11 protein-coding genes are annotated in these 15,688 nt (G+C 74.3%); 5 read left to right on the forward strand and 6 right to left on the reverse strand.

Annotation, left to right across the window (positions count from 1 at the left end; genetic code table 11):
• Positions 1 to 9 precede the first annotated feature (9 nt).
• From DMP17_RS30380 to DMP17_RS30395, 4 genes are all read right to left on the reverse strand, one after another.
• Complete coding sequence (locus DMP17_RS30380) at positions 10 to 1,623, reverse strand: ABC transporter ATP-binding protein (RefSeq protein WP_337831306.1); 1,614 nt, start codon at positions 1,621 to 1,623, stop codon at positions 10 to 12.
• Entirely contained in the window at positions 1,620 to 2,480 is an 861-nt protein-coding gene (locus DMP17_RS30385; protein WP_337831307.1) for an ABC transporter permease, read from the reverse strand. The genes DMP17_RS30380 and DMP17_RS30385 overlap by 4 nt, the downstream gene beginning before the upstream one ends.
• Positions 2,477 to 3,445, reverse strand: a complete 969-nt coding sequence (locus DMP17_RS30390) for an ABC transporter permease (RefSeq protein WP_226356547.1) — start codon at positions 3,443 to 3,445, stop codon at positions 2,477 to 2,479. Before DMP17_RS30390 ends, DMP17_RS30385 begins: the two co-directional genes overlap by 4 nt.
• 69 nt (positions 3,446 to 3,514) lie before the next feature.
• The gene (locus DMP17_RS30395; RefSeq protein ID WP_226365459.1) at positions 3,515 to 5,137 is read right to left on the reverse strand and encodes an ABC transporter substrate-binding protein; all 1,623 of its coding nucleotides are present in this window, start codon (positions 5,135 to 5,137) and stop codon (positions 3,515 to 3,517) included.
• A 389-nt stretch (positions 5,138 to 5,526) separates the two neighbouring features.
• On the opposite strand from DMP17_RS30395, the gene DMP17_RS30400 reads away from it, so the two are divergent.
• Both DMP17_RS30400 and DMP17_RS30405 read left to right on the forward strand, forming a co-directional pair.
• Positions 5,527 to 8,181 (forward strand): BTAD domain-containing putative transcriptional regulator, encoded by a 2,655-nt coding sequence (locus tag DMP17_RS30400; RefSeq protein ID WP_337831308.1) that lies wholly within the window; start codon positions 5,527 to 5,529, stop codon positions 8,179 to 8,181.
• Between the two features lie 161 nt (positions 8,182 to 8,342).
• Entirely contained in the window at positions 8,343 to 11,024 is a 2,682-nt protein-coding gene (locus DMP17_RS30405) for a LuxR C-terminal-related transcriptional regulator (protein WP_337831309.1), read from the forward strand.
• On the opposite strand, the gene DMP17_RS30410 is transcribed toward DMP17_RS30405, so the two are convergent.
• Together DMP17_RS30410 and DMP17_RS30415 are read right to left on the reverse strand one after the other, a co-directional pair.
• Positions 11,008 to 12,075: a 3-dehydroquinate synthase family protein gene (locus DMP17_RS30410; RefSeq protein ID WP_337831310.1), complete on the reverse strand. Its 1,068-nt coding sequence runs from the start codon at positions 12,073 to 12,075 to the stop codon at positions 11,008 to 11,010. The genes DMP17_RS30405 and DMP17_RS30410 overlap by 17 nt on opposite strands.
• Entirely contained in the window at positions 12,072 to 12,530 is a 459-nt protein-coding gene (locus DMP17_RS30415) for a type II 3-dehydroquinate dehydratase (protein WP_226356552.1), read from the reverse strand. The genes DMP17_RS30410 and DMP17_RS30415 overlap by 4 nt, the downstream gene beginning before the upstream one ends.
• Positions 12,531 to 12,740: 210 nt before the next feature.
• Here DMP17_RS30415 and DMP17_RS30420 point away from each other — a divergent pair, with 210 nt between their 5' ends.
• Genes DMP17_RS30420 through DMP17_RS30430 form a run of 3 tightly spaced genes read left to right on the forward strand, consistent with a single transcriptional unit; the run spans position 12,741 to position 15,684 of the window.
• Complete coding sequence (locus DMP17_RS30420) at positions 12,741 to 13,907, forward strand: DegT/DnrJ/EryC1/StrS family aminotransferase (protein ID WP_226356553.1); 1,167 nt, start codon at positions 12,741 to 12,743, stop codon at positions 13,905 to 13,907.
• Entirely contained in the window at positions 13,904 to 15,001 is a 1,098-nt protein-coding gene (locus DMP17_RS30425; RefSeq protein ID WP_337831311.1) for a Gfo/Idh/MocA family protein, read from the forward strand. Before DMP17_RS30420 ends, DMP17_RS30425 begins: the two co-directional genes overlap by 4 nt.
• Positions 14,998 to 15,684, forward strand: coding sequence for an HAD-IA family hydrolase (locus DMP17_RS30430; RefSeq protein ID WP_226365455.1), 687 nt, complete (start codon positions 14,998 to 15,000; stop codon positions 15,682 to 15,684). Before DMP17_RS30425 ends, DMP17_RS30430 begins: the two co-directional genes overlap by 4 nt.
• Positions 15,685 to 15,688 lie beyond the last annotated feature (4 nt).

Raw genomic sequence — 15,688 nt, forward strand, 5'->3', positions numbered from 1 at the left:
GTGCACTCCTCAGGGGTGGGACGGCGTCGTCACCGGCCGGTGGCGACGGGGATCGGGGACCGCATCGAGCAACGCCCTGGTGTAGGCGTCCTGCGGGTCGGACAGGACCGTCGCGGCAGGCCCGTGCTCGACGAGACGGCCGGTGCGCATGACGGCGACGTCGTGGGCGATCTCGCGCGCGACGGCGAGATCGTGGGTGATGAACAGGTAGCCGATGCCCCGGTCACGCTGCAGCCCGGAGAGCAGATCGAGGATGCGTGCCTGGACGGACACGTCGAGTGCCGAGACCGGTTCGTCGAGGACGACGAGCTCGGGGTCGAGGGCGAGGGCCCGCGCGACGGCCACCCGCTGGCGCTGACCGCCGGAGAGCTCCGCAGCCCGCCGGTGGAGGGCGTCGGCGGGGAGGTGCACGACGTCGGCGAGCTCGGCCGCACGTCGTCGACGATCGGCGGAGCTGCCGATGCGGTGCGCGTGCAACGGGTCCGCGATGATCGCCTCGACGGTCAGGCGCGGGTTCAGCGCCGTGAACGGGTTCTGCTGCACGAGCTGGACCCGGCGGCGCAGCGCGCGCAGCTCGGGCCCACGGGTGGTGGTGACGTCGAGACCGTCGAGGGTGATCCGGCCGGTGTCGGCGTCGACCAGCCGCAGCACCAGCCGTCCGACGGTCGTCTTCCCGGAACCGGACTCGCCGACCAGCGCAAGGGTGCGCCCGCGGGAGACGGTGAGGTCCAGCGCCTCGACCGCGGGTCGCTCGGCCGCCCGGCCGGTGCGGGACGGGTAGGTCTTGCCGACCCCGTCGAGCACCAGGAGCGGCGGCTCGTCGGCGTCGCGACCGACACGCTCGCTCACGCCGTCGCGCCGCGGTGCGGCGGCGGCCAGCTCGCGGGTGTAGGGGTGGCGCGGAGCGTCGAACACCTGGGCGGGATGGCCGGACTCGACGAGCTCTCCGGCCCGCATCACCAGCACCCGGTCCGCGCGCTCGGCGGCGACCGCGAGGTCGTGGGTGACGAGCAGCAGGCTGGTGCCGCTCTGCGCAGTCAGGGCCGCGAGATGGTCGAGGATCTGCTTCTGGACCGTCACGTCCAGCGCGCTGGTGGGCTCGTCGGCCACGATCAGCGCCGGGCCCCCGGCCAGCGCGGCCGCGATGAGGACCCGCTGGCGCATCCCCCCGGACAGCTCGTGCGGGTACCGGTGCGCGACCCGGTCCGGATCGAGTCCGGCACGGGCGAGCGCCTCCCGGGCGAGGGCCGCGGCTGCGCGCCCCGTAGCGAGACCGTGGATCTCCAGGACCTCGGCGACCTGCCGTCCGACCCGCATGACGGGATCGAGCGACGCGCCGGGGTCCTGGGGGACGAGGGCCACGGTGCGGCCCCGCAGCCGGCGCAGCTCACGGTCGTCCGACGCGGCGAGGTCGGTGCCGCGAACCACGACCCGTCCGGCGGTGACCGCCGCCCCCGGGGGCAGCAGTCCGAGCGCGGCGTGGGCCAGGGTGGACTTGCCCGAGCCGGACTCGCCCACGAGCGCGACCGTCTCACCCGGGTCGACGTGGAAGGACACGCCGCGCACGGCCTCGACGGACCCGTAGCGGACCGCGAGACCCTCGACCGTCAGCACCGGGTTCATCGCGGTCTCCGTCCGACGAGCAGCGACAGCCGGTTCGCGGCCAGCACGGTGGCCACGATCGCCAGGCCGGGAAAGGTGGTGAGCCACCACGCCGTGCGGAGGGAGTCGCGACCGGCGGCGACCATGGCCCCCCACTCCGGGGCGGGGGGCTGGGCGCCGTAACCGAGGAAGCCGAGCGCGGACACGGACAGGATGGCGGCGGCGAGCTCGAGGGCGGCGAGGGCGAGCAGTGGGGTGACGGCGTTGGGGAGGACGTGGCGCAGGGTGAGCCGCAGCGGCCGGTTCCCGCTGACCTGCGCGGCCTCGATGTAGGGGGAGGTCCGTACCTTGAGGACCTCCGACCGCAGGACCCGGGCGATGCCCGCGATGCTGCCGAGCGAGACGGCGAACGCGACCGCGGCGGTACCCACGCCGAGCACGGTGATCAGCGCGAGCGACAGCAGGATCCCCGGCACGGCGAACAGGACGTCCACCACCCGCATGACGACGATGTCGACGGCCCCGCCCGCCAGCCCGGCCAGCAGCCCCAGCGCGGAGCCGAACAGCACGCCCATCGCCACCGCGAGCACCGCCGTGCGCATCGTGAGCCCGGTGCCGTGCACCACGCGGGTGTAGAGGTCCCGCCCCACCGCGTCGGTGCCCAGCCAGTGCTCGGCCGAGGGAGGTTCCAGCTTCAGCGCCGGCACTCCGGCGAGTGGGTCCCCCGCAGCGAGCAGGTGCGGGACGAACACCGCGACCGCGACCGCGAGCAGCCATCCGCAGGCGAGGACCAGGCCCATCGGCGGCCGGCGACGATGGCGTCCCCCGGCCGGTCGCTGCGGTGCCGTGACGGGGGGATCCTCGAGGGCGAGCGTCATGCCGCACCTCCCGGCACCGAACGGGCCGGCCGTCGGCCGGCGACCCGGATCCGGGGGTCGAGGACCGGGTAGAGCAGGTCGACCACCAACCCGGTCAGCACGAACACGATCGCGGCGAGGACGACGACGCCCTGCACCACCGCCACGTCCTGCTGCTCGACGGCCTGTGCCACGACCCGGCCCAGACCGGGCCGGGAGAACACGGTCTCCACGACCACCGCCCCCGACAGCAGCCCGCCGACGATCAGCCCGGTCATGGTCACGGTCGGCAGAGCGGCGTTGCGCAGGGCGTGCCGCAGCAGGACCCGGCCGGTTCCGGCGCCGCGGGCGCGGATGGTGTGGATGTAGGGCTCGGCCAGCGTGGCGTCGAGGCTGCGGGTCAGCAGCTGGGCGATCGTGGCGCCGGTCGGGACGGCCAGCGCCACCGCCGGCAGCACCAGCGAGGCGGGGCCCTGCGCACCGAACGCGGGGAACAGCGGTATGCCGAAGGCGAACCACTGGATGAGCAGCAGCCCGAACCAGAAGGCCGGAACCGCGACCCCGAGAGGCGGGAGCACGCCGAGCAGCTGGGCGAGCCACCGCCGACCCGTCCCGACGGTCACCAGCGCCAGCACGGTCCCGCCGACGACGGCGACCGTCAGCCCGGCGGCCGTCAGCTGCAGTGTCGAGAGCAGGGCCTCGCCGACCACGTCGAGCACCGGACGGTTGCTGACGACCGAGTGCCCCCAGTCCCCGACGGCCGCGGCGCCCAGGCGGGTCGCGTACTGGACGACGAGTGGACGGTCGAACCCGTACTCGTGGCGCAGACCGTCGAGCTGGGCTGGGGTGAGGAACCCGACGCCCGTGCCCGCCATCAGGGTCACCGGGTCCCCGGGCAGCACGTAGAGCACCGCGAAGGTGATGGTGTAGGCGGCCCAGACCACCAGCAGGGCCTGCCCGAGGCGGCCCAGGACGTAGCGAGTCAAACGGAGCGCTCCCAGTTCGTGACCGTCAGGGGATCACCGGCTCCCGTGCGGGCGGGAGCCGGTGATCGCTCAGGTGGGGTCCTTCCAGGCGCCGACCAGCAGGTCGGGCCGCGAGTCCGCGCCGAGCACCACGCCGTGCACACCCCTGGTGGTGGCGACGATCCCGGTGTTCTCGTAGACCGGGACCTGGTAGTACTGCTCGGCGATCCGCTTCTGCACGTCCGCGAGCACCCCGAAGCGGACGGCCTGGTCGACGGAGGCGAGCTGGCGGGTCAGCAGGCCGTCGAGGGTCGGGTCCTTCACCTTGTAGAAGTTGGTGCCGCTCGCGGAGTACACGGTGCGCAGGATGTCCGGGTCCGACGCGCCGCCGGCGATCCACGCCGCGTCGAACGCGCCGCTCTGCCAGGCGGCCAGGAAGTCCGGCGCCGCCCCACCCGAGAGCACGAGCTCGACGCCCGCGGCGCGGAGCTGCTGCTGCAGCACCTCGACCGCGCTCTGGGTCTGGCCCGACGTGTTCATGTAGATCAGCTTCAGGGACAGCCGGTTCCCGTCCTTCGCCCGGATGCCGTCCGGGCCGGCAACCCACCCGGCGGAGTCCAGGTCGCGCCCGGCCGCGGCCGCGTCGAACCCGAACCACGAGCTCTGGTCGGACCACCCGGGGGTCGCCGCGGACAGGATGCTGGTGCCCACCGCGAACTCGTCGGTCACCGCGGTGTCGCGGATCTGCCCGGCGTCCACGGCGTGGGCGATGCCCCGCCGCACGGCGAGGTCACCCGTCGCGGGCCGGGACACGTTGAAGTAGAGGCCGTTGACGTAGCCCGGCGTGGAGCGGCTCACCACGGTGCCCGCCCCTTCCAGCTCGCCCACCGCCGTCGGGTCGACACCGTTGATCACATCGACCGAGCCGGAGGTCAGGCTGCCCGACCGGACCGTCGACTCGGGCACGACCGTGAAGTCGATCGCGTCCAGGTGCGCTGCCCCGGTGGTGGCGAACCCGGCGGGTGCCCACGCGTAGTCGGGCCGCCGCACCAGGGTGGTGGAGACGTCCTTGGTGTAGTTCTGCAGGACGAACGGACCCGAGCCGACCACGCCCTTGCCGGTCGCGCGCTCGTCGTAGGGGATCCTCGTCGTCGCCTGCGACACGATGCCGAGCATCACGCCCGCCGTGTTGGCGGGGAACGCGGCGTTCGGTGTGGAGAACCGGACCGTCACGGTGTCGGCGTCGACCGCGTCGGTGGTCCGGTAGCCGCTGAAGAAGCTTGCCGTGCCGGGACTCTTCGCCTTGTTCGCGACCAGGTCGTCGAAGGTCGCCTTGACGTCGTTCGCGGTGACCTTGCTCCCGTCGGAGAACGTGGCGTCGTCACGCAGCTCGAAGGTGAACGCCGTCGCGTCGGCGTTGCTCGACCAGCTCTTCGCCAGCCACGGTTCGAGCTTCTTGCTGTTCGGGTCGAGGTACAACAACGAGTCGAACAACTGCCGGGTGACCGTCCACGAGTCGTTGCCGGCATTGTTGCCGGACGGGTTGAACGACAGCGGATCGGTGCTCAGGGCGTAGGTGAGCCTGCCGCCACTGACCGGTTCGCCGGTCGGGGGCGTCCCGCTCGCCGCCGGGCCGGTCGAGCAGGCGCTGAGCAGAACGGCGATGGCTGCCAGGGCGGCGCCCGCGCCGAGTGTGGCGCGTCGAATGGACACGGTCGGTGGTCTCCTCGTGCGGGAAAGGGTGCCGGCGGCCCAGTCGAGAACTCGGCTCGGCGGGACGAGGGGCTGGATTTGCGCCGACGCTACGTGAGCGGACGGCGACGAAACCCCTGTCCGGGCCCCTACCGACCCCTATCGACATTGTCCGGTCACATTCCCTGGTGTTCCGCGATCCGGGATTGTCGTCGTCGGGCGGCCACGAATGGGGGACGGGCCGTTATCGTGTCCTCGCGCGCCCGGGAGCACGGCCGCGACGACGGCCGACGAGAGGACCGACGCGATGTCGACCCACGCGCGATGTGCCGGCACCGGGACCACCGGCCCGAGTGCCGTCCGTCCCGGACCGTCATCGGGTACATCGGAGTTCGCGTCGGGAGTGTCGGATGCAGTTCAACGTGCTGGGGTCGATCGAGCTACGCTCCGCCGGTAGAGCGCTCGCGCTCGGTGGGGTCCACCAGCGGGCGACGCTGGGCTACCTGCTGCTGAACGCGAACCGTACGGTGGCGACGAGCCGCCTGGTCGATGCGCTGTGGGGCGAGGACCCGCCGCCGACGGCCCGCAAGATGCTGCAGAACGCGGTGTCCGGGCTGCGGCAGCGGATCGCCGAGGCCGCGAGTGGCGCGGTGGAGGTGGAGCTGGTCACCCGGGCGCCGGGGTACCTGCTGCGGGTGCCGGAGACCCGGGTCGACATGCTGCGGTTCCAGGCGCTGACCGAGTGGGGGCGGACCCGGCTGGCCGTGGGCGACTGGGCGGGGGCCGCGCAGGCACTGCGGGACGGGCTGGGCCTGTGGCGCGGTCCTGCGTTCGCCGACCTCGCCGAGACGGGCATGGACTGGCCGGAGCTCGCCGCCCTGGAGAAGGCCCGGCTGGCGGCCTTCGAGGACCGTGTGGAGGCCGAACTCGCCCTCGGTCGGCACCAGGAGATCCTGCACGAGCTCGAAGCCGCCCGTGATGCCGAGCCCGCTCGTGAGCGGCTGTGCGGCCAGCTGATGCTGGCGCTCTACCGCTCGGGTCGCCAGACCGACGCCCTCGACGTGTTCCGTCGGGCCCGCAGCGCGCTGCGGACCGAGTACGGGCTGGACCCCGGTCCCGAGCTGCAGGAGCTGGAGCGGGCGATCCTGCACCACGACGAGGTGCTCACCCCGGTTGCGGCGCCCGGGGACACTCCGGCCCCGGCCGAACCGGCCACGCCTGCTGGTGTGCCCGAGACGGGTGCCGGTCCCGGGACGGTGTACGAGCGCAAGTGGGTCAGCGTGTTGCTGGTGCGGGCGGAGCCCGTGGACCGGGACGACGACCCCGAGGCGGTGGCCGAGCGCGCACGCGAACTGCGGGCGGTGCTGGAGGCGGAGGTGGGCATCTTCGGCGGGACCCTGCACAGTCGGCTGGGCACGACCTGGCAGGCGGTCTTCGGTCTGCGCCGCACCCACGAGGACGACGCCGAGCGGGCGATCCGGGCGGCCTGCTCGATCAGGCGCCGGCTCGACGGCAGCGCCGGACCCGTGGGACCTCGCGCGCGTGCCGGGTTCGCCGTCGCGACCGGCGAGGCGCTCGTGACCGCCCGGGCAGCGGGCGACGCGGAGGTGACCGGCGAGGTGGTCGACGGCTGCCTGCAGCAGCTCGCCGACCTGGGCCCGGGTGAGGTGCGGGTCTGTGCTGCAAGCCGGCTGGCCAGCCGGGGCGCGGTCGCCTACGCCCCGGACGGTCAGGTCCTCGGGGTACGACCGGAGCACGAGAACGCCACGTTCAGCGGACCGTTCGTCGGGCGCACCGCCGAGACGGCGATGCTGACACAGCTGGTCGAGGAGGTCGTCCGGGCCCGGCTGCCGCAGTCGGTGATGCTGTTCGGCGAGCCGGGCGTCGGGAAGAGCCGCGTGGTCCGCGAGTTCCGCACCCTGGTGGAGGGACGGGCACAGGTCGTCACGGGCCGGACACCGCGGTTCGGGTGGAACGCGCCGGTCACGCCACTCGCCGGCGTCGTGAAGGAATGCTGCGGCATCTCGGCCGCCGACGACGGCCCGACCGGGCTCCGCAAGCTCACCCGCGCCGTGCACGGCCTCGCCGACGACGCCCGCACGGCCGAGTGGATGGTGTCGGGCCTGCGCCCGCTCGTCGAGCTGTGCGAGAGCACCCGCGCCCCCGTCGAGGTCGAGCAGGTGGCGGCGGCGTGGATCCGCTTCATCGAGGAGTTCGCGCGGCGCAGGCCGCTGGTCGTCGTCCTCGAGGACCTGCAGACCGCGGACGCGGCGCTGCTCGACCTCGTCGAGGGGCTCGACCGCAGGCTCGGCCCGGTGCCGTTGCTCGTGCTGGCCACCGCGCGACCGGAGCTGGTCCGCCGGCGCCCGGGCTGGGGTGGCGGCACCACGGCCACCACGGTCCGGACCGTGGGACCGCTGTCCGACGACGAGATCCGAGAGCTGGTCGGGCTGCTGGACCGCCGCCTGCGCGAGGAGGCCGCGCCCGGAGGGACGGGCGGGTCGCCGCTGGTCTGCGGAGCCCAGCTCGTCGACCGGGTCGGCGGCAACCCCTTGTTCGCCAGCGAGTACGTCCTGATGCTGCGGTCCGACATCGGGGGCCGGGCTCCGGTGATCCCCACGCTCACGATCCCGTCCGCGGACGGCGGGGAGCCCGGTGAGCCGGGGACCGGGCGGATCCGGATCCCGCATGCCGTCCACACCATCCTGGCGGCGCGCCTGGACACGCTCCCGCAGCGGGAGAAGTCCGTGCTGCAGGACGCCGCGGTCATCGGTACCGAGGTGTGGGTCGGGCCGCTCCGCGAGATGAGCGGCGCCGACGAGCAGGAGGTCGCCGCCGTCCTCGACCGGTTGGAGCGGCACGGCCTGCTGATGCGCAGCGGACGGCGCCCCGACACCGGAGAGCTGGTGTACGCCTTCCGGCACCCCCTGCTGCGGCACGTGGTCGTGTCCCAGCTGCGTCGCCGGGACCGCCTCGAGCGGCGGACCCGGTGGGCGACGGCTCGTGGCCGCGCGTACGCAGGGGCCGAGACTCCCGTCCCGACGCGGGGTCGGCTCTCGGGGTGAACCCGGACCACGGCGGGCGATGACGGGACAGTTCCCGCCCAGTGGGTGCCCTCGGTGACGATCGGGGCGCGGGTCAGCCGATGGTGGCGAGGGCAGCGGCGTCCTGCGACGTCCGGCGTGTCACGACCCGTAACCCGGAGTGACGTGAAGGAGTCGTGGTCGTGGTCGGACGGGATGTGGTGGACCGCCGGATCGGGGAGCTGCTGGGCGGCGAGCCGTGTGGTGGATGCGCGCTCCTGGTCGAGGGGCCGGTCGGCGTCGGACGGACCGCGGTGCTGCGGGCGATCGCCGACCGTGCCGCGCAGCGCGGCCATGCCGTGCTGTCGGCGACCGGCTCGCGCGCCGAGCGGACCGTGCCGCTCGGGTTCGCCCGGCAGCTGGCCCCCCGCCGGTCACCGGACCCGGTGACGCCCGAGGACCGGGTGCTCCGGTTCGCGTCGCTGGCCGGGGACGTCGTCGAGCAGGCGGGGGGAGCCGACTCGCGGCTGATGCTCGTGCTCGACGACCTCCAGCTCGCCGACCCCGAGTCCCTGGAGTTCGTGCTGTTCCTCCTCCGGCGGATACCCGCACGCCAGGTCGTGCTGGTCGCCGCGTTGCAGACCCCGGTCCCCGCCGCGGCGGACTCCGTGGCCTTCGTCGCGGAGCTGTCCCGGACGTTGCGGGTCGAGCGCCTGCGCATCGACCGCTTCTCCCCGGACGAGGTGCGGGAGCACCTGGCCGCGCGCCTGGGCGCGGAGCGGGCGGCGGAGCTGGCCGGGCGCGCGGTCGCGCTGTCGGGCGGCAGTCCGCTGCTGCTCGACGCGCTGGTCGAGGACAACGTGCGGGGGGCCGCCCCGGCGTTGGAGGGGTACGCCCGGGCGGTCGCCGGCGGGATCCATCGCGGTGGACCCGTGGTGACCGAGGTGGCAGCCGCGCTGGCCGTCCTCGGACACTTCTGCTCGGCCCCGGCCGACTCGGTCACGGAGATCGCGCGGGTCGCCCAGGTCGGCCGGGAGGCCGCGGAGGTGTCCCTGCAGACCCTCGCGCAGGCGGGGCTGCCCGCCGAGCCGCGGTTCCCGGACGCCGCGGTGCGCGACGCCGTGCTCGATCGCGTCGACCCGGCGCGCCGGGCCGACATGCACCTCGCGGCCGCGGGTGTGGCGCACGAGTCCGGGCGGCCCGCCACGGTGGTCGTCGACCACCTCCTGGCGGCGGCGGACCGGTGCCGACCGGGCGCTCCGTGGGCGGTCGACGCGCTCGTCGAGGCGGCCGACCGGGCGGTGCTCGACGACGAGCCCGAACACGCGGCCCGGTGCCTGCAGGTGGCCCGGCACCACGGCGCGGCGGAGCGGGCGGCGTCGCTCGCGGCCCGGCTCGCCGCGGTGCTGTGGCGGGTCCGTCCGCTCGCGGCGCTGCCCCCGCTCGACGAGGCGCTGCGCCGGGGCGCCGGCGACCACGACGCCGCGGAAGCCGTGCGGCAGCTGGCGTGGCACGGCCGCATGGCGGAGGCCACCGCGCTCCTGGCGGACCTGGCGCGGCGCGCCGAACTGGACACGCCGACGCTGTCGGCGTTGGAGACGTGGGCGCGCCACCGCGCCCCCGGGGCGATCGCGGTGCCGAGGCAGCCGTGGGCGGGCCGGGCCCGGGAGACCCGGGTGCGGCCGGAGACCGACCCGTGGCTGCAGTCCGCGGCCCTGCTCGCCGACGCCCTCGAGCACGGGACCCCCGGTCACGTCGTGACACACGCCGAGATCGTGCTGCGCGACGTGCGGCACGGCCGGGGGAGCACCTGGTCCGAGGAGGCGATGGTGCTCGCTCTCGAGGTGCTGGCCCGGGCCGGCCGGGCGGCCGACGCGCTGGCCCGCGGGGAGCAGCTGCTGGCCGAGGGGCAGCCGGTGACGGGGCAGGCGAGGACCGCGGCGGTGCTGGCCGCGATCGCCCTCGAGCAGGGCGACCTCGCCGCGGCCACGCGGTGGGCCGCCGACGCCCTGCGCGTCCTGCCCGTGGCCGCGTGGGGGATCGAGGTCGGGGCGCCGCTCGGCGTGCTGGTGGATGCACTCGTCGGGACCGGGCGGCTCGACGAGGCCGCCCGGTGGTTGGTGAGCACGGTTCCGGCGGCGATGGACGTGGGGCTCGCGGGGTTGCGCTACCGCCTCGGCCGGGCCCGGTTCCGGATGGCGACGGGGCACCCCGCGGCGGCCTTGGCGGACTTCACCGAGTGCGGGGCGATGCTCACCCGCTGGGGACGTGACGTCGCGGGCGAGTCGGTCGCATGGCGCCTCGGGACCGCGACGGCCCGGCTGCAGCTGGGAGAGTCCGCCGAGGCGCGCCGGATCGCCCACGAGCTGGTCTCGACCCGGGACCCACGGACCCGCGCGTCCGCGTTGCGGGTACTCGCCGCGGCGAGCGCGGCGGAGCGTCGGATCGGCATGCTCACCGAGGCCCTGGAGCTGTTCGAGTCGGCGGGCGACATCGTCGGGCAGGCCTTCGTCCTGTCGGACCTGAGCGAGGCCTACCGCGCGGCGGAGGAGATCCGCACCGCACGGCTGACGTCGCGGCGTGCCCTGCATCTGGCCCGGGTCGCCAGCGTCGCCCCGCTCGTGCGGGAGCTGGAGCACGTCAGCGGGGCCGACCAGAGCGACACCGACGGTCCCGGGACCGTGGCCTCCGCCCTCTCGGACTCCGAGCGGCGGGTGGCGGGTCTGGCCGTGCGGGGCTACTCGAACCGCGAGATCGGGGCGCGCCTGTTCATCACGCCCAGCACGGTCGAGCAGCATCTGACCCGGGTCTACCGCAAGCTCGGCGTGCGCCGGCGTCGCGACCTCCCGCCGGACCTGTGGGCCGAGGTCAACCGGGCGAGCTGACCGGCCCGGTCCCGGCGGGGAGCGGGGAGGGCGGCATGGCCCGCAGGGCCCGGGTCACCACGTCGACCGGGACGTCCGGCACCAGCTCGGGTCCGGCGGGCCCGTCGAGCACGAACGTCAGGCCGTGCGCGACCGCCTTCTTGTCCGAGCGCATGAGGGTGACGAGTCTGTCGACGCCGACCCCGTCCGGCAGCGTGGTCGGCAGCCCGTAGTGCGCCACGACCTCCCGGTGCTCGGCGGCCCGCGCCGCGTCGATGCGGCCGAGCTCGTGTGCCAGCACCCCGGCGAACACCGTACCGACCGCGACCGCCTCGCCGTGGCGGAGCCGGAACCCGGTCGCCACCTCCAACGCATGGCCGAGGGTGTGCCCGTAGTTGAGGACGTGACGGCGCCCCGCGTCCCGCTCGTCGCTCGCGACGACGGCGGCCTTCATCGCCACGCTCGTCGCGATCTGCTCTGCCAACGGTCGCCCGCGCAGGTCGCCGGTGCCGATGAAGTGGGCCCGGGCGATCTCGCCGAGCCCGTTGGTGTGCTCGCGGGCGGGAAGCGTGCGCAGGTAGTCGGTGTCGCACAGCACCGCGGCGGGCTGCCAGTAGGCGCCGACGAGGTTCTTGCCCTCGGGCAGGTTCACCGCGGTCTTGCCACCCACGCTCGCGTCGACCTGCGCCAGCAGCGACGTGGGCAGGTGGATCACGGGGACGCCCCGGTGGTACAGCGCGGCGGCGAGCCCGACGACGTCGGTCGTGGTGCCACCGCCGCAGGACACCACCGCGCCGGCCCGCGTGAGCCCGGCCGCGGCGAACTCCCGGCACAGGGACTCCACCTGGCCGAGGGTCTTGTCGTGCTCCCCGTCGGTCAGCGTGACCTCGACCGCCGGCACTCCGGGCGGCGGCACGGCCCCGGCAGGCCGGGCCGAGACGACCACGACCCGGTCGGCGCCGAGCCCGGACACGATGCGGGGCAGGAGATGCCGGACCCCGGATCCGATGTGGACGTCGTAGGAGCGGGCACCGAGGTCCACCCGCACCCGGTGCGCGTCGTCGCGGCTCACCGTGTGCCCGCCCCCGGCTCCGGAGCAGGGACCAGGTCGAGCAGTGCCCGGGCGGCGAGCCGGTAGCCGGTCGCGCCGAGCCCGACGATCACCCCGGCCGCCAGCGCGGACAGGATCGACTCGTGGCGGAAGGTCTCCCGGGCCCAGACGTTGGACAGGTGGACCTCGACCCATGGCCGCGGGTAGGCGGCGAGGGCGTCGCGCAGGCTCCAGCCGTGGATCATCAGGGCCCCGGGGTTCACGATCGCACCCACCGTGTCGTACCTGTCCTGCACCGCGCGGACCAGCTCACCCTCACCGTCGAGCTGTACCGACTCCACGGTCCAGCCTCGGCCGGCGACCTCGGCCGCCACGTGCTCGGCGATCTGGTCCAGCGTCGTCGTCCCGTAGATCTCCGGCTGTCTCGTCCCCAGCGTTCCCAGATTGGGCCCGTTCAACAGAAATAGCGATGGCACAGTTCTCCTCGCAGATGGTGTCGTAATGCACGAACAATTCTAGGAGAATCTTCCGGGGTTGGCGGCCGAGGCGATGAAATAGGGGTTCCTAGGGGGCGTTAGGGGCGGTGACGCCCCGATTTACCAGGGTTACTCTCGAATGGTCCCGGCAGGTGTCGGGCAGTTTCCCGCGATGTCGCGCATTCCACCGTCAGAGAGAAGTGATGCGTCATGGCCGACCACCTGCAGCCCGCGCCGGAGCTCCCGGCGTGGCCTCAGTACTCCGATTCCGAACGGACCGGTCTGATCCGGGCACTGGAACAGGGGCAGTGGTGGCGGATCGGGGGCAGCGAGGTCGACTCCTTCGAGCAGGAGTTCGCGCAGTACCACGGATCCGAGCACGCGCTCGCCGTGACCAACGGCACCCACGCCCTCGAGCTCGCCCTCGAGGTCCTCGGCGTCGGGCCGGGCACCGAGGTGGTGGTCCCCGCGTTCACGTTCATCTCGTCGTCCCAGGCGGCCCAGCGGCTCGGCGCCACGGCGGTCCCGGTCGACGTGGACCCGCAGACCCTCAACATCGACCCGGACGCGGCCGCCGCCGCCATCACGCCGCGGACCCGGGCGATCATGCCCGTGCACATGGCAGGCCTGGTCGCCGACATCGACGCCCTGAACAAGATCGCCGCGGACAGCGGGGTGTCGATCGTGCAGGACGCGGCGCACGCCCACGGCGCCCGCTGGCGGGGGAAGCGGATCGGTGAGCTCGGCTCGGTGGCGGCGTTCAGCTTCCAGAACGGCAAGCTGATGACCGCGGGCGAGGGCGGAGCCGTCCTGTTCCCCGACGCCGGGCTGTACGAGGAGGGCTTCGTCCGGCACAGCTGCGGGCGACCGCGGACCGATCGCGGCTACTTCCACCGCACCTCCGGGTCCAACTTCCGGCTCAACGAGTTCTCGGCGAGCGTGCTGCGGGCCCAGCTGGAGCGGCTCGACGGCCAGATCGAGACCAGGGAGCAGCGGTGGCCGCTCCTGCGCTCACTGCTCGCCGAGATCCCGGGGGTCGTACCTCAGGCCGACGACGAGCGCGCCGACCGGAACCCGCACTACATGGCGCTGTTCCGGCTGCCGGGCATCGGCGAGGAGCGCCGCAACCTGCTCGTCGACCAGCTGGTGGCGCGCGGCCTGCCGGCCTTCGTCGCGTTCCGCGCCGTCTACCGCACCGCCGCGTTCTGGGAGACCGGCGCCCCGGACGAGAGCGTGGACGACCTCGCACGCCGCTGCCCGAACTCGGAGGAGATCACCGCCGACACCGTCTGGCTGCACCACCGGACCCTGCTCGCCCCGGAGGCCGACATCGAACGGGTCGCCGCGATCGTCGCCGAGACGGTGGCGGCACTGTGAGCGCAGCCGTCCGGGTCGCCGTCGTCGGTGCCGGGTGGGCGGCGCGGTCCATCTGGTTGCCCAGGCTCGCCTCGCTCCCCGGCTACGTCGTCACCGCCCTGGTCGACGCGGATCCCCGGGCGTCGGCGGCCGCTGCGGACCTGGCCCCCGCGGCGGCCCGGTACACCGGCGCCGACCAGCTCGATCCCGCCGCGATCGACCTCGCTGTCGTGGCGGTGCCCAACCACGCCCACGCCGCCGTCGCGAGCGGTCTGCTGCGGCGCGGGATCGCCGTCTTCGTGGAGAAGCCGGTCTGCCTGGACGCTGCACAGGCCGCCGAGCTGGCCGAGGCCGAGCGGGTGGGCGGGGCGGTGCTGCTCGCCGGCAGCGCCGCCCGCTACCGGGCCGACGTCCGTGCCCTGGTGGATGCCGCGGCCACGGTGGGCGAACTGCGCCACGTCGACCTCTCGTGGGTCCGTGCGCGGGGTGTCCCGGACGCGGGCGGCTGGTTCACCGACCGTCGGACGGCAGGCGGCGGCGCGCTCCTCGACCTGGGATGGCACCTCCTCGACGCCGCGACCCCCGTACTGGGACGGCTGGAGGCCGAGCACGTCGCGGCCGCGGTGTCCGGCGACTTCGTCAACGATCCCACCCGGCGGGCAGGATGGCGCCCCGACGCCGACACCCGCGAGCGGGCCCACGGTGACGTCGAGGACACCGTGCGCGCCTTCCTCGTCACCCGGTCCGGCGTGTCCGTGTCCCTGCGCGCGAGCTGGGCCTCGCACGAGGTGCGGGACACGACGGTGCTGACCGTCGAGGGGAGCCGGGCCGTCGTGCGGCTGCGGGCGACCTTCGGCTTCAGCCCCCATCGCGAGGGCGGATCGACCCTCACCACCACACGTGCCGGGGTGACCACCGAGCTCGACCCGGTCGACGAGCCGATCGGGAGCGAGTACGACCGCCAGCTCGTCGAGCTGCCGGCGCTGCTGCGCGACCCGAGCAGCCGCGGGGTGGCCATCGCGGAGGCCGAACGGGCCGTCGCCCTGATCGACCGGATCTACACCTCGGCCCGGGCCACCGAGCCGACCACGCTGGGAACGGGGAGCCGACCATGACGGTGCACACCGAGTCGTCGCACGTCCTCACGGTCGTCGGACCGACCACCCCCGCCGACGCCGTCGTCTTCGACCTCGACGGAGTCCTGGTGGACAGCTTCGACGTGATGCGCGAAGCGTTCGGCATCGCCTACGCCGAGGTCGTCGGACCGGGAGAGGCTCCGTTCGCCGAATACAACCGGCATCTCGGCCGGTTCTTCCCCGACATCATGCGGATCATGGGGCTCCCCCTGGAGATGGAGGAGCCCTTCGTACGGGAGAGCTACCGCCTCGCGGACCGCGTGTCGCTGTTCCCCGGGGTCGCCGATCTGCTGGCCGAGCTGGACGCCCGGGACGTGCCGCTCGCGGTCGCGACCGGCAAGGCGGGGGTCCGTGCCCGGTCCCTGCTCGACGGGCTGGGGGTGCTCGGCAGGTTCCGCCACGTGATCGGGTCGGACGAGATCAGCCGGCCGAAGCCCGCCCCGGACATCGTGCTCCGCGCGCTCGACCTGCTCGACGTCGCGCCGGAGCGGGCCGTGATGGTCGGTGACGCCGTCACCGACCTGCGCAGCGCACGCGGGGCGCGGGTCCGCTCGGTCGCCGCGCTCTGGGGCACGACCGAGGAAGCGGCGCTGCGGGCCGAGGGGCCGGACGTGGTCGCCACGGTCCCGACCGACGTGTTGGCGCTCGTCCGAGCCGCCTGAGCCC

This window comes from Pseudonocardia sp. TMWB2A (genome assembly GCF_017312135.1).